Genomic DNA, 19615 nt, shown 5'->3' with positions numbered 1-19615 from the left:
AATCAATATAAGAAAATTGCTTAGGTCAAAAATGTTCTTTTCGGTTCTTCTACCGTTGATTTTATTGCTAAAATTAAAAATTAACGCTTTGACGAAAATTTTTATCTCCTTCATCATAAAGGCATGCAAAAACAGCCTGGCTCGATTCGCCAGACTGTTCCTGATTAATTGCCCAATTTGGACCGCGACAGTTTCACTTCTGTTGTTTTTTCTTTTCCGCCGCGCATATATTTCAATTTCACTGTGTCGCCAACATGTTTCGTATAAAGCTCTTTGCGCAGGTCGACGATGTCGTATACCCGCTCGCCGTTGAACTCAATGATGACATCAAGTTCATTCAGATCCGCTCTTCCTGCAGGCGACATTGGGGCAACGCCCATGACAACAACGCCTGAAGTGACATTGTCCGGCAGTTTAAGCGTTTCCTGCCAATGGTAGCTGGCGATATCGCCAAGGGACTTCATCTCGATTCCGAGATACGGGCGTCTCACTTCACCGTATTTCTCCAAATCATTAATAACAGGGATCGCGAGGTTTGCCGGAATGCTCAGTCCAATCCCTTCTACGGCTGATTCTGCGATCTTCATCGAATTGATGCCGATCACTTTGCCGTCGATATTAAACAGTCCGCCGCCGCTGTTTCCCGGGTTAATGGCGGCATCTGTCTGCAATACCTCGGCATTCCAGTCCGGCTGTCCATCTCCATTCGAATCAACTGGAACAGCCCGCTCTGTTCCAGAAATGATGCCCTGTGTGACAGAACCTGAGAACTGCAGGCCGAGAGGGTTTCCGATTGCAATCACAGGCTCGCCTGTCTTGACCTTATCGGAATTTCCAAACTCGGCAGCCGCTTTTATTTTATTGCTGTTGACTTGAAGAACGGCAAGATCCATCAGCCTGTCGCTGCCGATCAGTTTTGCCGGAAGTCTTGTCCCGTCATTCAAGCTGACTTCAATTTGCGTCGCTCCTTCAATCACATGATGGTTTGTCACAATGTGTGATGTGTTGCCGTCCTTTTTATAAATAACACCTGATCCGGTTCCCGCTTCACCGTCTTCATCCCATACCCCTGTTTTTTGGATATTGATGACGCCGACCACGGCATCGGATACTTTAGAAACGACTTGTGTAACCTCATTATTGACATTGACTGAGACATTGCGCACCGTTCCGGTTTGTCCGGTTGCCGTCCGTCCCCCGTTCGATTCAATGACCTGGAGGTTGTACGGCAAGAGCCCCTGTTCGGAAAGATACGGCAGCGCAAAGACTGTCAGCAAAGCGCCGATCACGGCACCGATCAAGCTGGAAAACAAAAAGCTTCTCCAATTTCTTTCCGGCTTTTGACGAACATACTTTTCCTCATCATGATTAAAATCCACTATATTCAAATCCTTTCAAGGAACGATATATGTATATAGTGTGGATCATATCCTTTCAGATTAATCATTGAACAAGAAAAATTTATACGGCTGCAAGAGGTGTTGGCTTTTTGGGATCCGTATCGAATAAATCAAAGGCTTCTCCGGCCAGCAATCCCTTGGCGGCAAGGGTTTGCTGAACCGACATTCTCGCCAGCTCCTTCATATTGTTGTCCTGGCTTAAATGAGCCAAGTAAATTCTTGATGTCTCGTCTCCGATGACATCTTTCATCGCCAATGCGGCATCTTCATTTGAAACGTGGCCGATGTCGCTCAAAATCCGCCTCTTAATATTCCATGGATAGCGGCCCATCTGCAGCATCCCGACGTCGTGGTTGCTTTCAAAAATAAAGACGTTGGCCGAGCGGATAATGCCTTTCATTCTGTCGCTGACATAGCCGGTATCCGTAATCAGCGCAAGCTTTCGTCCATTATAGTGAAAAACGTAAAACATCGGTTCTGCAGCATCATGAGAGACGCCAAAAGATTCAACATCAAGAGAACCGAACGACTTTACCGATTCCATCGGAAACACGAACTTCTGACCGTTGTCTATTTTGCCGATATGGCCTTCCATCGCCTTCCACGTTTTTTCATTGGCATAGACGGGAAGCTCATATTTTCTTGCCAGCACACCGAGACCTTTAATATGATCACTGTGTTCATGAGTGACAAAAATTCCGTCCAGCTGGTCCAAACTCCGGTCAATTTGCGACATCAGACCTTCGATTGCCTTCCCGCTAAGCCCTGCGTCAACAAGAAAAGCGTGGTCATCCGTTTCCAAATAAAATGCATTTCCGGTACTCCCGCTCGCAAGTACGCTAAATTGCAGGCTCATGGTTTCTCACTCCATTACGATTTTTCCTTTTTCTCCTGTGATTGAAGAACAGCGCCGTCCCGTGCATCCACGATAAATTCTTCCTTTATCGTTTTGTCGTCCGTTTTGCGTTCTACTTCGATTCTCCAGACCGGTACGAAAATCTGGGCGCTTGCCAAAGGATACTGTGTGAAATATCCAAGTTCAGCCGATTTGACTTTGCTGTATTTTTTCAGAAAATCCGGATAGTATAACGCTTCAACCGCACCAACCGCCGAAATCAGATTTTCTGTTTTGACCTCTTTTATGTCCTGCAGCATTGACTGTTTATAAGAAACGACTTCATTTTTATCATTAAAATAAAGAACGACTTCTCCCATTTCATTGTTGGTATTATCCTGTCGATCCTGAAAAATGTAGCTTCCTTTGTACGTTTGGAAGAAGATGATCTGCTTTTGAGACTTGTCGATCTTCCAGAACTTATACTTGCTGCCGTCAATGATTTCCTCATCGACGATTTCCCTTGCTTTTGTTTTCATATCCGTTTTCGGCAGCACAATGGGATCATCAAATACCATTTTGATTTCTGTTAAGGGGTCTGTTTTCGACAGATCTGTTTTCGGCTTTTGCCCTTTTAACGATTTAATTTCGCTCGGTTTAAAGATCCTTTTTTGCGCGGAGATTGAAGAGCCTTTTGATGTCTCCTTCGACAAATTGCCGTAGGAAATATGGTCTGCTTTCATATCTTCCTGCAGTGTCGACTTTTCTAAAATCGGGAACTGGTTGATTTTCCGTTTATCAAAGTATTGATACGCCAAAAAGATATCAAGGATCAGGAAGACGATGATGAAGATTGTTTTTGTTCTATTCCACTCCACTTTCAACGCCCTCCTTGACCACTGCATCCTTTTCGGAAACCGGCTGCACCTTCCCGTTTATTTTAATGCACCATGTCGGCACAAGTTTAACAAGCGGGTCTTGTTCCGCTGATACTGAAACCATTTCATAAGCGGGGAAAATTTGTTCAATCTTGTCAAAGTTGTATTCTTTATTGTCCTTCAAATATTGAATCAGCTCTTGTCCGCTCATGATTTCTTTCTCTTTTTTGCTGACCGGATTTGCATTCGCTCCTAAGACATATGTCGGGTGTTTATAATCCAAAATGTCATTGTTCGCCCAGCGAAGCTCAATGGATGTCGTTCCAAAAGGCTGGCTCTGGCTGTTGACGACCGGCATCTGATCCATGAACAAATTAAAGGTGACCTGCTGGTTTTCATTCAAGCCGAAAAACTGATAATCGTCCGTCCAGCTTCCGGTATCATTTAAATATTTAAAGCTTTTATTGATCAGTTCTCCATTTTGGTAGGAAGAACTCGGCTCTAAATTTCGGTGCTGGAACTTCACTTCTCTATTGTTTGAGTAAACCTCTAAAAGGCTTGTTCCATCCGAATATACCGGCCTGTTTAAGTTCGTTTCCTGCCGCACGGTTTGAGGGTCATCAAACAGGGCATTTTTAAAACGCGTCGGGCTGATTGTTTCGGTGAAATACTCTTTTTCAAACATCTTCAGCTTATTAACCGGCAGCAGCACATCTCTTCTTGCATTAATTTCATAATCCTTATAAAGCGGCATCTGCGATTTTTCTTTCTCAATATCTGAGAGGATGTTCCGGTAATTAGCCGATTCGATTTCCGCTTCAACAACCGTCTCTTTGCTGAAGGAGACAAAATAAATTTTTTTCGTGCCGCTTCCTCCATTGAAAGGAAGAATGACCCGGTCAAATGAGTTATACTCATACGAATTGGCTGACCATTTAAACAGCGGCTGCAGCACATCGATTGGAATATTGTCGCTAAAAACGAGATCCAATTTGGAGGCGAATTTGTTTTTCGCGTACAGCCAGTTTTTGAACTTCTGCTTATCAAATTCGTCTGAGATGTCTCTCAACGACTTGACTTCCCAGTGGCTCATATCATCCCAGAGCTGTGAATAGAGCGTCATATCATTCAGCAAATAATGTTTCCCATTGTCATGAATAAACATCTGCTGCGGCTTTACGGCTTCATTTAACAGCTTTGTCTGGTTTGTAATCGGCTGCTTGTCGCTGACCTGCGCCTGAGAATCTTCAACTCTTTCGTAATTCCCCTGAAATCCCCAAATATTGAAGGTGAAAAGGAGACTGATCACAATCAGTAAGGACAGTATTATCGTTTTCATTGTCTCACGCTTCATCCCAATCATCCTCTTGCTCCTCTTTATATGGCAGGGTAAATGTGATCGTCGTTCCTTTGCCTTCGATACTGTCGGCCCAGATATCTCCGCCGTGGGCCTGTACCATTTCTTTTGCAATCGCAAGACCCAGGCCGGTTCCGCCTAGCTTTCTTGTTCTCGCTTTGTCCACCCGGTAAAAACGCTCGAAAATCTTTTCCACATCTTTTCTCGGAATGCCGACACCCTCATCTTTTACGCTGATATAAAGGAGTTCTTCCTCCTCATTGACATCAACGGAGAAGGTGATGTGGCCGCCTTCAGGCGAATATTTCAGCGCGTTTGAAATAATATTGTCCAGCACTTGTGTAATTTTGTCCGGATCTATTTCAACATATAAATTTCTGTCAGGCAGATGGGTGATAAAATCAACGTGCTGCTCCTTTGTCATTTCAAAGCGCTCAATGATAAGTGAAAAGAAGCGGATGAAATGAACCCATTCCTTGTTGAATTGATAGTCCTTGCTGTCAAACTTTGAAAGCTGCAGCAAGTCGTTGACAAGCCTGATCATGCGCTCTGTTTCATTCTGCGTCACATTCAAGAACCGCGGCGCAATATTTGGATCTTCCCAGGCGCCTTCCGCAAGCGCTTCTAAATAGCTTCGCATCGTCGTCAGCGGCGTTCTGAGCTCGTGTGAAACATTTGCGACAAACTCTCTGCGCTCTTGATCAATCTGCTCCTGTTCTGTGACATCGTAAATAACCGCGATTAACCCGTCAATTTTCCCGTGCTCTTTTTGAATCACCGAGAAATTGACGCGAAGCACAGATGTCCGTTCTTCCTGGTCAATCTCCAGAAGGAGAGAGTCCTGCTGCTCGACCAAGTCTTCAAACGAGTATTCATCTTCAATACCGAGCAATTTGGTAATCGGCATTTCCAAAGCCGTTTCACGTGAAACATTTAAAAGCTCTAAAGCCGGTGAATTTAATAATATAATGGCGCCGTTGCGGTTTGTCGCGATTACTCCGTCCGTCATATAGGCGATAACAGAAGATAACTTTTTCCGTTCTCCTTCTGTCATCGATTGAGCTTCTTTCAGCTCTCTTGTTAAATAATTAAAAGTCGTGGCCAATTGACCGATCTCGTCGTTTCCATACTTCCTGACTTTTCTCGAGAAATTCCCTTTTGCCAGCTCAATGGCCTGCTTTCGCATATCTGAAAGCGGATGTGTGATCGTCCGCGCGACAAAAATGCCGAGGAAAGCCGTGATCCCGAGAGCGATAAGTGTTCCGGACGCTAAAATCGTATTGATCGTCCGGATTTGCGTATAGACATCATCCATCGAGGCGACGACATAGATGGCCCCGATCGTCTCTTGATTGGATTTTTTAATCGGTGTGACGGAAATCCGCACCCTGCTGTCCCGTTCCGGATCAAAAAAATTGTTTCCGTACGGGATACCGACTAGCAATGTTCGTTTGATGATGCCCTCTGTTGTCTTTTTACCGGCTACTTCCCGATTGTACGGGTTGGAAGTTGCGATGACTTCATAGCTTTTATCAATCAAGCTGACTTCAAGGATTTCGCCTTCCTTGCTAAAATCATTCAAAATCCGCTCTGCATCGTCTTTCAAAGTAGTTGAAGAATCGGTGCTTCTGTCTTTCGTCATCTCCTGCTCAAGATAGTAGGAGAGGTTGTTCACCCGCTGGTCAAGTGAATCTTTGTAAGAGTTCAGAAGGGACTCCTCCATCTCCCTGACAAAGTAGACACCGATGATCTGCATGGCGACGATGATCAGCAGGATGTATATTAAAGTAAACTTAAAATGTATGGAGCGAAAAAAACCGACTTTATTCATTTGGGCATTATTCCTGTTCTGGGTTTCTCAAGTAATAGCCGACGCCTCGTCTTGTGACGATCCAGCTTGGATGGCTCGGATTATCCTCAATCTTTTCGCGAAGGCGCCTTACGGTTACGTCAACTGTGCGGACGTCTCCAAAGTAGTCATATCCCCACACGGTCTGCAGCAAATGCTCGCGGGTCATGACTTGTCCGATGTGTTTTGCAAGGTAGTGCAGAAGCTCAAACTCCCGGTGTGTCAGTTCGATTGTTTCATCGCGTTTGGAAACGACATAGGCATCCGGAAAAATAACGAGCGACCCGATTTGTATTTCGTTTGAAGATGTTTCTTCTTCGGCCGGCACCGCTGTGTTCTGTCTTCTCAGGTTGGCTTTCACCCTGGCCAGCAGTTCGCGTGTGCTGAACGGCTTTGTCACATAGTCGTCGGCACCGAGTTCCAGACCGATGACTTTATCGATTTCTGAATCCTTTGCGGTCAGCATAATGATCGGCATGTCGTATTTTTTTCGGACTTCGCGGCACACCTCGACACCGTCTTTATTTGGAAGCATGATGTCGAGCAGGACTAAATCGGGATTCAGCTCCTCGACCATTTGCAGCGCTTCAATGCCGTCATATGCGCAATGGACTTCATAGCCCTCTTTTTTCAGATTGAATTCTAAAATATCAGCGATCGGCTGTTCATCATCTACAACAAGTATCTTTTTTTCCATTATCCATTCCTCCTGGTTCAGAGTTATCGTACAGCGCTCAGGGAGAGAGCTGTTTGTGTTTTATATCAAGTCGTCATAAAAAGCTCATTCATGAAAATAGATTTCTTATACATTATAACGTTAATGAGACAAAAATTAAAAAAATAGTTCAAGGGAAAAGTTTTGGAAATGTCATCCGAATAGAATGGCGCTGACTCGGACCCCTTCATTAAATTTTCATTACTTTTTTTACTGAAAAATGAAACATCTTTCATGATGAACACGTCTATATAGTAACGTCTTCTTCTTCGGCCGGGTCCTCCGGCCTCCCTTTTTTTCCTTTCTTGTTCCCTTTCTCGTTTATTCTATATTTCAACCTATAAATAAAACGCATCTGTTCCATTAACAGACGCGCTTTATTAAAGTGGCTCGGGACGGAATCGAACCGCCGACACACGGATTTTCAGTCCGTTGCTCTACCAACTGAGCTACCGAGCCAAATATTCATATTTTAAAATGGCGGTCCGGACGGGACTCGAACCCGCGACCTCCTGCGTGACAGGCAGGCATTCTAACCAACTGAACTACCGGACCTCTATTTTACAGTACCTGCTTCGGGAAGGAATCGTGGTCCTTCCGAAGCAAGCGGGGATTTAGCAATAACGCTAAAGTAAATCAATGACCCGTACGGGATTCGAACCCGTGTTACCGCCGTGAAAGGGCGGTGTCTTAACCGCTTGACCAACGGGCCATAGAGAAAATGGTGAGCCATGAAGGACTCGAACCTTCGACCCTCTGATTAAAAGTCAGATGCTCTACCAACTGAGCTAATGGCTCAAAATTAAATGACACCCTTAGATTTAATCTAGCATAACGACGTCCACATCTCAGAAAGCTTTTTCAAGATGCCTCTCGATGTGTACGCTGAAGCGAATTCTCCGAAGCGTATTCGGGCGTGCTCTACCAACTGAGCTAATGGCTCTAGTGATGCAAATTCTTTTTCGCAACAACGAGATTTATATTATCATAGAACGAACAGAGGTGGCAATATATTTTTTATATTTTTTCTATTTATTTTTCCCCTTCATGAAAATACTCCGCTCCTTCGGTGTTTACCCAGTGCATGATTCCGTGCGGGTGAAATACCGACAACAGCCGATTCGCCTCATCTATGGGCATCCACTTCGCTTCAAGAATGTTCTCATCGAATGTGAGAGTGTCAGGACGGTCTGTCACCGTTGCTTTGAACACGATAAAATAGACGTGCTCGTCACCGATCACCGCTTCATTTAATGCTAAAATCCCGAGGGGTTCAATGCCGCATCCCGTTTCTTCCTTCATTTCTCTTGAGGCCGCTTCCGGCAGGGACTCTCCCGCTTCAACCTTGCCGCCCGGCAGCGTCCATGATTGATTTTTTCTGTTTTTCACCATCAGGACTTGCCCGTTTTCTTCTGCGAATGAATAGACGACATCAACTCGTTTCATTTGTTTGCCTCCTTTTGATAAAGAAAGCCTCTGCAACAACGGCAGAGGCTTGGATCAGTTAGTTCGGACGGTACACGCTTCTGATCACATTTGTCTGAGATCTGTCAGGGCCGACGGAGAAAATGGACAGCGGAATGCCTGTCAGCTGGGAAACCCGCTCAAGGTAATGGCGCGCATTTTCAGGCAGATCGCTCAAGTTTTTCGCTCCTGTGATGTCTTCAGTCCAGCCCGGCATTTCTTCATAGACCGGCTCACATTCGGACAACGCTTTTAAGCTTGCCGGAAACTCCTCAAGAATTTCTCCGCGGTATTTGTATGCGACACAGATTTTCAGCGTTTCAATTCCGGTCAATACATCGATTGAATTGAGAGAAAGATCCGTAATTCCGCTGACGCGGCGGGCATGGCGGACAACGACGCTGTCAAACCAGCCGACGCGGCGCGGGCGGCCGGTCGTTGTGCCGTATTCGCGGCCGACCTCGCGGATTTGATCTCCGATCTCATTTTCAAGTTCCGTCGGGAAAGGGCCGTCTCCGACACGTGTCGTATACGCTTTTGAGACGCCGACGACATGCTGGATTTTTGTAGGGCCGACACCAGATCCAATCGTAACGCCCCCCGCGACAGGGTTTGAAGACGTGACAAACGGATATGTCCCCTGATCGATGTCAAGCATGACCCCTTGCGCCCCTTCGAACAGGACGCGGCGTCCGTCGTCAAGCGCGTCGTTTAAGACGACCGACGTGTCGCAGACGTATTGTTTAATTTGTTGACCGTACTCATAATATTCATCCAAAATATCTTCTATTTTAAATCCTTCCGCTTCATACATTTTTTCAAGCAGACGGTTTTTTTCTTCCAGATTGCGGGCGAGTTTTTCTTCAAAAACGTCACGGTCCAAAAGATCGGCGATGCGGATGCCGACGCGTGCCGCTTTATCCATGTAGGCCGGGCCGATTCCTTTTTTCGTCGTGCCGATTTTGTTTGCCCCTTTCCGTTCTTCTTCCACCGCATCAAGCTTTAAATGATACGGAAGAATGACATGGGCTCTGTTGGAAATTCTCAAGTTTTCAGTTGTGACATTGCGTTCATGTAGATAGGCAAGCTCTGTCACCAATGCCTTCGGATCAACGACCATTCCGTTGCCGATCACACATATTTTATCCTTATAAAAAATACCGGATGGAATCAAGTGCAGCTTGTACGTAACCCCGTTAAATTTAATCGTATGTCCTGCGTTATTTCCGCCTTGGTACCGTGCGATCACTTCCGCGTTTTCTGAAAGGAAATCGGTAATTTTTCCTTTTCCTTCGTCACCCCACTGGGTACCGACAACAACTACTGAAGACATATCCGTCCACCTCCGTTAACCTTTTCAAACGATATCAATATCAAACATAATCAGTTTATCAGTGTCACGCTTTAAAGTCAATTGTAAATCCGAACATTAATTTTACAACGTAACATTTTCGTTCGTTATTATAAAATTAATTTTACAATTTTCCTTTTTGAGAAACAGTTTTTCACTTAAAAACTCAAAAACTAGCGAACATGCAAATTTTTGGACAACGGCACATATGTAGACAATCAAGGCGCCTATTCCGCCCCTTAGCTTCGCAGACAGGTAAGAACACAAAAAAATCCCTAAGAACATGTCTTAGGGATTTATGCACCAGGCGGAACACCCGCATCATCAAAGCGACGCTCCAGGTTCACGAATTTATTGTATTCCTTGACAAATGCGAGTGAAACGGTGCCGACCGGGCCGTTCCGCTGTTTTGCGATAATAATTTCGATAATGTTTTTATTCTCCGATTCTTTGTCATAGTAATCATCGCGATATAAGAAAGCGACAATATCGGCATCCTGCTCGATACTTCCCGATTCCCGGATGTCTGACATCATCGGGCGCTTATCCTGGCGCTGCTCGACGCCGCGGGAAAGCTGGGAAAGGGCGATGACCGGAACTTCAAGCTCCCTCGCCAGCGCTTTTAGCGCACGGGAAATTTCCGATACTTCCTGCTGGCGGTTGTCCGATGAACGGCCGCTTCCCTGGATGAGCTGCAAATAGTCGATTAAGATCATGCCGAGTCCGTTTTCCTGCTTCAAACGTCTGCATTTTGAACGGATTTCGCTGACGCGGATGCCGGGTGTATCATCAATGAAAATGCCGCTGTTTGACAGGCTTCCCATCGCCATCGTCAGCTTGCCCCAGTCTTCTTCCGTCAAATTTCCGGTACGGAGATTTTGTGCGTTGATGTTGCCTTCTGCACAAAGCATCCGCATGACAAGCTGTTCGGCTCCCATCTCAAGACTGAAGATCGCGACGCTTTCGTCCGTTTTCGTCGCCACATTTTGAGCGATGTTCAGAGCAAAAGCGGTTTTCCCCACAGATGGACGCGCGGCAACGATGATCAAATCATTTCTCTGAAAGCCGGCTGTCATTCTGTCAAGCTCCGTAAAACCGGTCGGAATTCCGGTAATATCCCCTTTGCGGTTGTGAAGCTGTTCGATATTGTCATAGGTTTGCACAAGAACATCTTTAATATTTTGGAAGGCCCCTGTATTTTTGCGCTGGGCGACTTCCATAATCGTTTTTTCCGCTTCGCTTAAAAGATCCTCGACCTCATCTTCCCGCGTATATCCGTCTTGGGCAATCGTCGTTGCCGTACGGATCAAGCGGCGCAGAATCGATTTTTCTTCTACAATCTTTGCGTAATATTCTATATTAGCCGCAGTCGGCACAGAATTTGCAATATCCGTCAAATAAGAAATTCCGCCGACCTCTTCCAGAAGATCCGTATTCGCAAGCTCTGATGTGACTGTCACCAAATCTACAGGCTCGCCGCGGTCCCCGAGAACAAGCATGGCGTTAAATATTTTTTGGTGCGACATTCTGTAAAAATCATCTGGAATCAAGACTTCTGACGCCAAAGTTAATGCCGATGGTTCTAAAAAAACAGCACCTAACACGGCCTGCTCAGCTTCAATATTTTGCGGCGGCAGCCTGTCATTCAGAAGATCTGTCATGTTAAGCACCGTCCTCCCATAAAAAATAACCCAACGTCTATTTTACCATTTTCACAGAAAAAAAATAGACTCTGGAAGAAACCCTTTATTCGGAAATATTTTCATAGAAAGCTTCGCGGAAAGGAAGTGTTGACCTGTACAGGAGAAAAAGGAGTGACGGGTATAACGGGGGCGGCCGCACAGCCGCAGGCGGTAAAAACGACAAGCTTAAAGGTGTTTGACCTTCAGTCCAGCCTGCCGTTCCAATTGTTTTTAAACAGCATGCTGACCATCAGATCGGTCGCATGTTGATATAAATCCCATTCCTCATAAGCTGCAAACCTCATCCTCAGCGTTTGCAGCACATTGCGCATATCTTTGTATTCTTCAAATGTGTAAAGGCCTTTTGATCTGACCTGAAGCTCATACAATTTCTTTTTCAATGCCGATAATGTCGTATTCATGCGTAGCACCTCCTATTTCATTTATAGTCTCTTTCTCTTTTTCTTCCAACTCATTTGTTATATGATGTTACAATAAATGTTGTCACTCATATTTACTGTTGCGTCCCTAGGACGCTCGGGTACAATAGAAAATGGAGGAAAAGAAGAAGTCTTTATAATATGAGCCGAAGCGGCGCAAAACCTTTCGGAATCCTTAAATCTTCCTGTCCGAACAAACCATGCCATATGCCGCAGCATATTCCGCTTGAAAACTTGCCGTCATACAGAAGCAGGATCGCCAAAAGTAACCTTGGACCGCGTTCCGGGTTTCTTTTTCATGTCACTTTTTCACCTGAAAGCAAAGGAGAATACAGCATGCAATACAATGACGCTCGACGCACCCGTATACACAATATCTTATTGATTGCCGGAATTATTTTTATCGCTTTTAATTTAAGACCCGCCATTACATCAGTCGGACCATTGATCAGTTCGATCCGCTCCGACTTGGTCATGACAAACGGGATGGCAGGTTTTTTGACGACTTTGCCGCTATTGTCTTTCGCGTTTCTTTCTCCAATCGCTCCAAAGCTCGGACAGAAACTGGGCAATGAAAGAACCCTTTGGGTGGGATTGGTCGTTCTGTTAATCGGCATTTTGCTGCGTTCCTATGGGGATCGTTTTACATTGCTTACAGGAACCGCTCTGATCGGAGTCGGGATCGCCATCTGCAATGTGCTGCTGCCAAGCCTCATCAAACACAAATATCCCGATAAAGCGGGCATCATGACAAGTTTGTATACAACGTCCATGTCGATATTTGCGGCGCTCGCTTCCGGAATCAGCATTCCGCTTGCTCACGGCTTGCAGTGGGGATGGAGCGCTTCACTGATGGTATGGGCGGGATTGGCGTTTATCGCCATTTTGCTCTGGGTTCCGCAGCTGCGCTATCATGACACGGCCAACAGCACCGTCCGCGTCAAAACGGAGGGACAAACCGTCTGGCGTTCCAAAATCGCCTGGCAGGTCACCTTCTTTATGGGCATTCAGTCTTTCTTGTTTTATTGTACGATCGCCTGGCTGCCTGAAATCCTCCGCTCCCACGGGATGAGCATGTCGCTTGCCGGCTGGATGCTGTCGCTGATGCAATTTGCCAGCCTTCCGTCGACATTTTTAACACCGGTGCTCGCCGGTCGTTTCCGAAATCAGAGAAGCATCGTCCTTGCTCTCGGCATTCTTTACTTAGCCGGGATGTCAGGCCTTTTATACGGAGGCAGTACGGCCATGCTGACTTTCTGGGTGATTCTGATCGGAATTGGACAAGGTTCAAGCATCAGCTTGGCGCTGGCTCTCATCGGACTGAGAAGCGAGAACGCCGATCAGGCGGCAGCTTTATCAGGAATGTCGCAATCCGCGGGTTATTTGCTGGCGGCGATCGGCCCTAGTTTTGTCGGATTTTTATATGATCATATGCATTCATGGAACGGACCGATCCTGCTTTTCGTCGCCGCGCTTGTCGCTCTCATTGGTGCAGGGCTTGGCGCGGGCAGAAATCAGTATATCTACGCCAAACCAGCATAAAAAAAGCTGCCGGGATTTCCCGGCAGCTTTTTTCCCTTTATAACTCTTCCTCAAATGATAAATTAACCGGTTCTTCTAAGAGTTCACCGTGTATTTCCATATTCGTTGACGGAACACTTTCGTCAACCTCTTCAAATGTGACATGATCGATCCACACATGACCGGGGCCGGATAGCTGAATCCCAAATGAAATGACCGCGCTGTTTTCAGGCACATCTAATACTACGGCGTAACGATTCCAATTCGTCGTTCCCGTAATCGGCCTATTGCTCATATTATCAAATTGAAGCACATCCTCCGCCGCACTGTCGACCCGCATCCAAAGAGAAGAAAAATGCTGCACTCCTTTCGTTTTGATAAAGCAGGACAGACGCAGCCTTTTCCCGCAGTAGCGGTCAGCCTTAAACTGCTGCATCATCGTGGCAAACTCACCGATATCCTGAACCATGATTGATTTTAAATAGCCTGAAGCTTTGCCGTGAAGTACATGTTCCCGATCTATCCCCATTTCGAATTGAAACGGGTGGCTTCCGCTTAGTACCCAGCCTTTCATGTTTTTCTCCATCCAAGATTCCTCCTTTTTTGAAGCGATCGGCCTCATCAATGTCCGGTATGCGCCCGGCGGCATGTGATACAGCTTTTTAAACGCCCTTGTAAACGCTTCTTGTGACTCGAACTGATAGTGCAGCGCAATATCGATGATACGGTGATCTGTATAAAGCAGGTCTGTAGCAGCATGGGCAAGACGCCTCATACGAATATAGGAAGCGGCTGACATCCCGACTTCCGCTTGAAAAATACGATGAAAATGAAATTTGGAAAATCCCGACACACCGGCAATATCCTCGATTGAAATCTGCTCGTGCAAATGTGATTCAAGCCAATCGATCGTTTTTTGAACCGCCCTTTCATAATGCATGTTGGCCGCAGTCTCCTTTCACCTCTAGAATACTGGATTCCGCATCGCCTTTTTTGATTTTTTTTGCGATGTGGATATAACCTGACAAAAAAGCCGGCAAACGGTGTGTCATGATGTATGATTGGATAGAAGAAAAATATTTTTGTTAATGGTCTAGACAACTAGAACTATAATGTTCTATACTGATGATAACGTTTTCAAGAAAGGACTTTTGGCTGTGAAAACTAACCAAACTAAACGCTATATTTTAAAACATCTTCGTATTTACAGTGAAAATGGAATGATAGAAAATGGATTTGTCCTGACAAATGGAGAAACAATTGAGGCTTGCGGATCAATGTCAGAGCTTCCCGAAGCTGCACAGACCGCTGAGCCGCTGACATTTCCGGAAAACTTTAAAGTGCTCCCCGGGATGATTGACGTTCATATTCACGGTGCAAACGGCGCGGATGTCATGGATGGAACGCCCGAAGCTTTAAACACGATGGCTGAAGCCCTTCCGAAAGAAGGGACGACAAGCTTTCTCGCAACAACGATGACCCAGGATGCTGCCAGCATCGAACAAGCCTTGGCAAATGTCAAACGCTATATGGAGTCAGACATTCGTCCGGGCACTGCCGAAGTTTTAGGGATTCATTTGGAAGGCCCTTTTATTTCAGAAAAGCGATGCGGGGCCCAGCCGCCCGATGCCATCATTCCGCCTGACTTATCTTTATTCAAAGCATGGCAGGAGCTTTCAGGGAACCATATTAAACAGGTGACGATCGCGCCTGAGCTGGAAGGCTCTTTAGAGCTCATCTCTTATTTGAATAAAACCGGTGTTGTCGCTTCAGCCGGCCATTCTGATGCAGGGTTAAAGGAAATGGAGGCAGGGATCGAAGCGGGCTTATCACATGTCACCCATTTGTTCAACGGCATGCGGGGTCTGCACCACCGGGAGCCCGGGGTAGCGGGCAGCGCCCTTTTACATCGTGAATTGATCGCTGAGCTGATAGCAGACGGGATTCACGTCCACCCAGCCGTCATGAAACTGGCCTTCCGGCAAAAACAGAAAGAGGGCATCATTTTAATCACCGATGCGATGCGCGCAAAGTGTCTTAAGAATGGAACTTATACATTAGGCGGCCAGGAGGTGTTTGTAAAGGATGAGAAAGCCGTGCTTCAGAACGGCACATTGGCCGGCAGTATTTTGAAGATGGATCAGGCTGCCCGGAACATGATGGAATTCTCTGAATGTACACTGGAAGACATCGTCCATATGACAGCGGTAAACCCTGCCAAACAGCTTCAGATCTTCGACCGCAAAGGCAGCATCAAAAATGGAAAGGATGCCGATTTGATCGTTTTGAACGAAAAAAGCGAAGTTGTGATGACGCTGTGCAAAGGGGTTATCGCGTTCAACAAAAGGGAGGTTTAACCATGAATATCATTGAAGCTAAAGATTATCAGGATATGAGTCAAAAAGCCGCCCGATTCATCATCGACAAAGTGAATCGCTTCTCTGCACCCGTGCTTGGCCTTGCGACAGGAGGAACGCCTCTTGGGACGTATCAAACCTTGAGGGAAGATTTCGTGCGAAATGGAACGTCCTATAAGCATGTATACACTGTGAACCTGGATGAGTATGTCGGGATTTCACCTGATGATGAGAACAGCTATACGCGCTATATGAAAAACCAGCTGTTCGACCATATCGATATTCCCCTAAGCCATACCTATTTGCCTGATGGCATGGCGGAAGATTTGGCCGTCGAATGCAGACGCTATGAGCAGTTGATCGAGCGGCTGGGAGGTGTTGACCTGCAATTGCTCGGCCTCGGCTTAAACGGTCACATCGGCTTTAATGAACCGGGGACACCGTTTTCGTCTCAAACACATGTCGTCACACTGACAGAATCAACGCGAAAAGCCAATGCCCGCTATTTCGATGATCTTTCGTCCGTCCCGTCCCAGGCTGTGACTATGGGTATTTCGACAATCATGAAAAGCAAACAGATTCTGCTGCTCGTTTCAGGGGCGAAAAAAGCCGGCATTCTGGCCAAACTGCTCAGTGAAGAACCGAGTGAAGACATCCCCGCTTCCATATTAAAAAAACACCAGGATGTCGTCATCATCGCTGACAGTGATGCGCTATCGATTGTGAAAGAAAGGGGTATGATCGATTGATAAAAAAAGATTCCCACATCCCCATCTACTACCAGATTGAAACTGAAATCAAAAAGATGGTCGAAACAAAAGACTTAAAGCCCGGGGACTTGATTCCTTCGGAAAGGGAGTTTGCCGAGAAATATGAAGTAAGCAGAATGACCGTCCGGCAAGCGGTCAACAACCTTGTCAACGAAGGCATCCTCGTACGGAAGCGGGGGAAAGGAACATTCATTGCCAAGCCGAAGATTGAGCAGCCTCTCAAAGGGTTGACAAGTTTTTCTGAAGACATGAAATCAAGAGGCATGACACCCGGCACGAACATGCTCGGATTCGGCATTATCGCTTGTGATCAGCGAACGGCGCACAAATTGGAGATCGCGGAAGGCTCACCCGTCTACGAAGTGAAACGGATCCGCCTTGCCGACGAAATTCCCATGGCATACGAAATCTCATATTTGCCGGCCGATTTGATAAAAGGTCTGACAGAGGATATTATGAGCGCCTCACTGTACGACTATGTTGAAAACACGCTGTCTCTCACCATCGACCGCGCGGCACAGACATTGGAGCCGTCTATCGCGACCCAGGCAGAAAGCGAACCGCTCGACATTGATGTGGGCGCGCCCGTTCTTTTGATTGAGCGATGCAGCTATTTGGAAGACGGCAGACCGTTTGAAATGGTGAAATCCGTCTACAGAGGCGACCGCTACAAATTCGTCATCGATATGAAGAGGAAAGAAACATGAAGAAGACAGAGGAAACCAATGAAAAAAGCAGAGCGCTCGATGAGATGAGCGCGTTGGAAATCGTCACTTTGATGAATGAAGAAGACCGTTCGCTTCCGGGCGCCATCAAGCCTCACCTCCCCCAAATTGCCGATGCCGCCGACGAAATTGTCAGCTGCCTGCAGAACGGCGGAAGGGTGTTTACAGCCGGAGCCGGTACAAGCGGCAGAATAGCTGTCCTTGACGCCGCGGAATTGCCGCCGACATTCTCCATCGATGAAAATCAGTGGGTCGGCCTTATCGCGGGGGGACATGAAGCAATGTGGAAGCCGCTTGAAGAAAATGAAGATGACCCGGAAAAGGTCGTCGCCGAATTGCAGGCGCATTCGTTTTCAAAAGACGATCTGTTCATCGGCGTGACGGCCAGCGGTTCAACTCCCTATGTCCTTGGCGCCTTATCCTATGCCAAAGAGATGGGGGCCGTCTCGGTATCGATCAGCTGCAATACAGGGACAGAAGCAGGCAAAATCAGCGCAATCGCGATTGAGGTGCAAACGGGACCGGAAATCATCCGCGGCTCAACCCGCCTCAAAGCCGGAACCGCGCAAAAAATGATTCTGAATATGCTGTCAACCGCTGCAATGGTGCGGCTCGGGCACGTTTATCAAAACGAGATGGTCAATATGAAATTGCTCAATCAAAAGCTGTCCAACCGGGCCATCAGCATATTAATGAATACAACCGGCGTCTCGCGGGAGGAAGCTTTGCAGGCTTTAAAAGAAAGCAGCTTCGACATTAAGGCTGCGATCTTTATCGTGCTGACAAACGGATCTTCGGAAGATGCCGGACGCTGTTTAGCCCATGTAAACGGCCATTTAAAAAAAGCAATTCACTATTATCGAAAGGGGTTTTAACAATGTTGGGATTTCTTCAAAACATCGGCCGCGCCCTGATGCTGCCGATCGCCGTTCTTCCTGCCGCGGGACTGCTCCTTGCCTTAGGAAGGGAAGACCTGTTTAACATTCCATTCATTGCCGCTTCAGGTCAGTCGATTCTCGATCAATTGCCGATCATCTTTGCGATAGGTGTCGCCATCGGCCTGTCAAAGGACGGACACGGCGCCGCCGCCCTGTCCGGAGCCATCGGCTATTTTGTGCTGACAGGCGGCCTTGCAGCCATTAATGAAGACCTCAATATGGGGGTTCTCGGCGGGATCATCTCAGGCGTCGTCGCCGCCGTCATGTATAACCGCTTTAAAGATGCAAAACTGCCGGACTGGCTTGGATTTTTTGGCGGAAAACGCTGCGTTCCGATCATGACGGCCTTTTCTTCCATCATCCTCGCGGGCATTTTCGGGTTTGTCTGGATATACGCACAGCAAGCAATCGACGCCGTCGGCACCTGGATCATTCATGCTGGGGCATTAGGAGTCGGAATATTCGGTCTTTTGAACAGGCTGTTGCTTCCGCTCGGTCTCCATCATATTTTAAACAACATGGTTTGGATGGTCTTTGGCGAATTCGCCGGCAAAACGGGTGATATGAACCGCTTCTTTGCCGGAGATCCGAATGCGGGCGCATTTATGACCGGTTTCTTCCCGATCATGATGTTCGGTCTGCCAGCGGCGTGTCTTGCGATGATCGCCGCCGCTAAAAAACACCGCCGTAAAGCAACGGCCGGTTTATTAATCGGACTCGCGTTTACATCGTTTTTAACAGGGATAACAGAGCCAATTGAGTTTACATTCATGTTCCTGTCACCGCTCCTTTTCGGTATTCACGCCATTTTAACGGCTAGCGCGATGACCGTGACCAACATGCTCGGCATCCATCACGGCTTTACCTTTTCAGCGGGAACGATCGATTATCTCTTAAACTATGGAATCGCCACAAAACCGCTATTGCTGCTTCCGGTCGGACTGGTGTACGGTATCATCTATTTCATCATCTTTTACTTCTTAATTACAAAGCTGAATTTGAAAACACCGGGACGAGAAGATGAAACCGAGCAGGAGGCCGCGCCGGTGAGCGTGGAAACGGGGTCTTCCAAATACGAATCGCTTGCGGTCCAATACCTTGAAGCGCTGGGCGGAAAAGAAAACATCGACACATTGAACAATTGCGTCACCCGGCTGCGCCTTAAGATCCGCGACGCATCCAAATTGGATGAACAAACATTGAAAGCGCTGGGCGCCAAAGGCATCGTGAAGCTCAACCAGCACGAGCTCCAGGTCATCGTCGGCACAGATGTCGAGTTTTTGGCAAATGAAATGAGAAAACATACGGAATAAAAGAGAATCCCCTTCACTAG

General features: G+C 46.8%; 17 protein-coding genes and 4 tRNA genes. 6 read left to right on the top strand and 15 right to left on the bottom strand.

What is annotated here, in order from left to right; translation table 11 throughout:
- Positions 1–164: 164 nt before the first annotated feature.
- The 14 genes from M654_RS00790 to M654_RS00725 form a co-directional block, all read right to left on the bottom strand.
- Positions 165–1379, bottom strand: a complete 1215-nt coding sequence (locus M654_RS00790) for a S1C family serine protease (RefSeq protein ID WP_026589446.1) — start codon at positions 1377–1379, stop codon at positions 165–167.
- An 82-nt stretch (positions 1380–1461) separates the two neighbouring features.
- Positions 1462–2256 (bottom strand): MBL fold metallo-hydrolase, encoded by a 795-nt coding sequence (locus M654_RS00785; RefSeq protein ID WP_026589447.1) that lies wholly within the window; start codon positions 2254–2256, stop codon positions 1462–1464.
- A gap of 14 nt (positions 2257–2270) precedes the next feature.
- Positions 2271–3113: a two-component system regulatory protein YycI gene (locus M654_RS00780; RefSeq protein ID WP_026589448.1), complete on the bottom strand. Its 843-nt coding sequence runs from the start codon at positions 3111–3113 to the stop codon at positions 2271–2273.
- Positions 3100–4467: a YycH family regulatory protein gene (locus tag M654_RS00775; protein ID WP_026589449.1), complete on the bottom strand. Its 1368-nt coding sequence runs from the start codon at positions 4465–4467 to the stop codon at positions 3100–3102. The genes M654_RS00780 and M654_RS00775 overlap by 14 nt, the downstream gene beginning before the upstream one ends.
- The gene (gene walK, locus M654_RS00770) at positions 4457–6301 is read right to left on the bottom strand and encodes a cell wall metabolism sensor histidine kinase WalK (RefSeq protein WP_026589450.1); all 1845 of its coding nucleotides are present in this window, start codon (positions 6299–6301) and stop codon (positions 4457–4459) included. Before walK ends, M654_RS00775 begins: the two co-directional genes overlap by 11 nt.
- 7 nt (positions 6302–6308) lie before the next feature.
- The gene (gene yycF, locus M654_RS00765; RefSeq protein WP_026589451.1) at positions 6309–7016 is read right to left on the bottom strand and encodes a response regulator YycF; all 708 of its coding nucleotides are present in this window, start codon (positions 7014–7016) and stop codon (positions 6309–6311) included.
- A 404-nt stretch (positions 7017–7420) separates the two neighbouring features.
- Positions 7421–7493, bottom strand: a tRNA-Phe gene (locus tag M654_RS00760).
- 19 nt (positions 7494–7512) lie between these two features.
- Positions 7513–7589 (bottom strand) — tRNA-Asp (locus M654_RS00755).
- A gap of 85 nt (positions 7590–7674) precedes the next feature.
- Positions 7675–7746 (bottom strand) — tRNA-Glu (locus tag M654_RS00750).
- A gap of 10 nt (positions 7747–7756) precedes the next feature.
- Positions 7757–7832, bottom strand: a tRNA-Lys gene (locus tag M654_RS00745).
- Positions 7833–8066: 234 nt separating this feature from the next.
- A complete protein-coding gene (locus M654_RS00740) occupies positions 8067–8480 on the bottom strand; it encodes an NUDIX domain-containing protein (protein WP_026589453.1) in 414 nt (137 codons plus the stop codon).
- A gap of 58 nt (positions 8481–8538) precedes the next feature.
- Complete coding sequence (locus tag M654_RS00735) at positions 8539–9831, bottom strand: adenylosuccinate synthase (protein ID WP_026589454.1); 1293 nt, start codon at positions 9829–9831, stop codon at positions 8539–8541.
- 314 nt (positions 9832–10145) lie between these two features.
- Complete coding sequence (gene dnaB, locus M654_RS00730) at positions 10146–11510, bottom strand: replicative DNA helicase (RefSeq protein WP_026589455.1); 1365 nt, start codon at positions 11508–11510, stop codon at positions 10146–10148.
- A 224-nt stretch (positions 11511–11734) separates the two neighbouring features.
- Positions 11735–11953, bottom strand: a complete 219-nt coding sequence (locus M654_RS00725) for a hypothetical protein (protein WP_026589456.1) — start codon at positions 11951–11953, stop codon at positions 11735–11737.
- 354 nt (positions 11954–12307) lie between these two features.
- Between M654_RS00725 and M654_RS00720 the strand changes: the two genes are divergently transcribed.
- Positions 12308–13513, top strand: coding sequence for a CynX/NimT family MFS transporter (locus M654_RS00720; protein ID WP_026589457.1), 1206 nt, complete (start codon positions 12308–12310; stop codon positions 13511–13513).
- 37 nt (positions 13514–13550) lie between these two features.
- Here M654_RS00720 and M654_RS00715 read toward each other — a convergent pair whose 3' ends face one another.
- Positions 13551–14432, bottom strand: a complete 882-nt coding sequence (locus tag M654_RS00715; protein ID WP_163170540.1) for a helix-turn-helix transcriptional regulator — start codon at positions 14430–14432, stop codon at positions 13551–13553.
- A gap of 172 nt (positions 14433–14604) precedes the next feature.
- On the opposite strand from M654_RS00715, the gene nagA reads away from it, so the two are divergent.
- From nagA to nagE, 5 genes are read left to right on the top strand one after another with little or no spacing between them, the layout of a single operon-like run.
- Complete coding sequence (gene nagA / locus M654_RS00710) at positions 14605–15849, top strand: N-acetylglucosamine-6-phosphate deacetylase (protein WP_077735885.1); 1245 nt, start codon at positions 14605–14607, stop codon at positions 15847–15849.
- A gap of 2 nt (positions 15850–15851) precedes the next feature.
- A complete protein-coding gene (nagB, locus tag M654_RS00705; RefSeq protein WP_026589459.1) occupies positions 15852–16598 on the top strand; it encodes a glucosamine-6-phosphate deaminase in 747 nt (248 codons plus the stop codon).
- A complete protein-coding gene (locus M654_RS00700) occupies positions 16595–17326 on the top strand; it encodes a GntR family transcriptional regulator (protein WP_026589460.1) in 732 nt (243 codons plus the stop codon). The genes nagB and M654_RS00700 overlap by 4 nt, the downstream gene beginning before the upstream one ends.
- Complete coding sequence (murQ, locus tag M654_RS00695; RefSeq protein ID WP_026589461.1) at positions 17323–18219, top strand: N-acetylmuramic acid 6-phosphate etherase; 897 nt, start codon at positions 17323–17325, stop codon at positions 18217–18219. Before M654_RS00700 ends, murQ begins: the two co-directional genes overlap by 4 nt.
- 2 nt (positions 18220–18221) lie before the next feature.
- On the top strand, positions 18222–19595 hold the full coding sequence (nagE, locus tag M654_RS00690) for an N-acetylglucosamine-specific PTS transporter subunit IIBC (protein WP_026589462.1): 1374 nt from the start codon (positions 18222–18224) through the stop codon (positions 19593–19595).
- Positions 19596–19615: the final 20 nt, after the last annotated feature.

Origin of the sequence: Bacillus sp. NSP9.1 (genome assembly GCF_000465465.2) — a bacterium.
GTDB classification, from domain to species: Bacteria; Bacillota; Bacilli; order Bacillales; family Bacillaceae; genus Bacillus; species Bacillus sonorensis_A.
The sequence above is the reverse complement of the archived record's forward strand: the minus strand, read 5'-3'. Positions and strand labels throughout refer to the sequence as shown.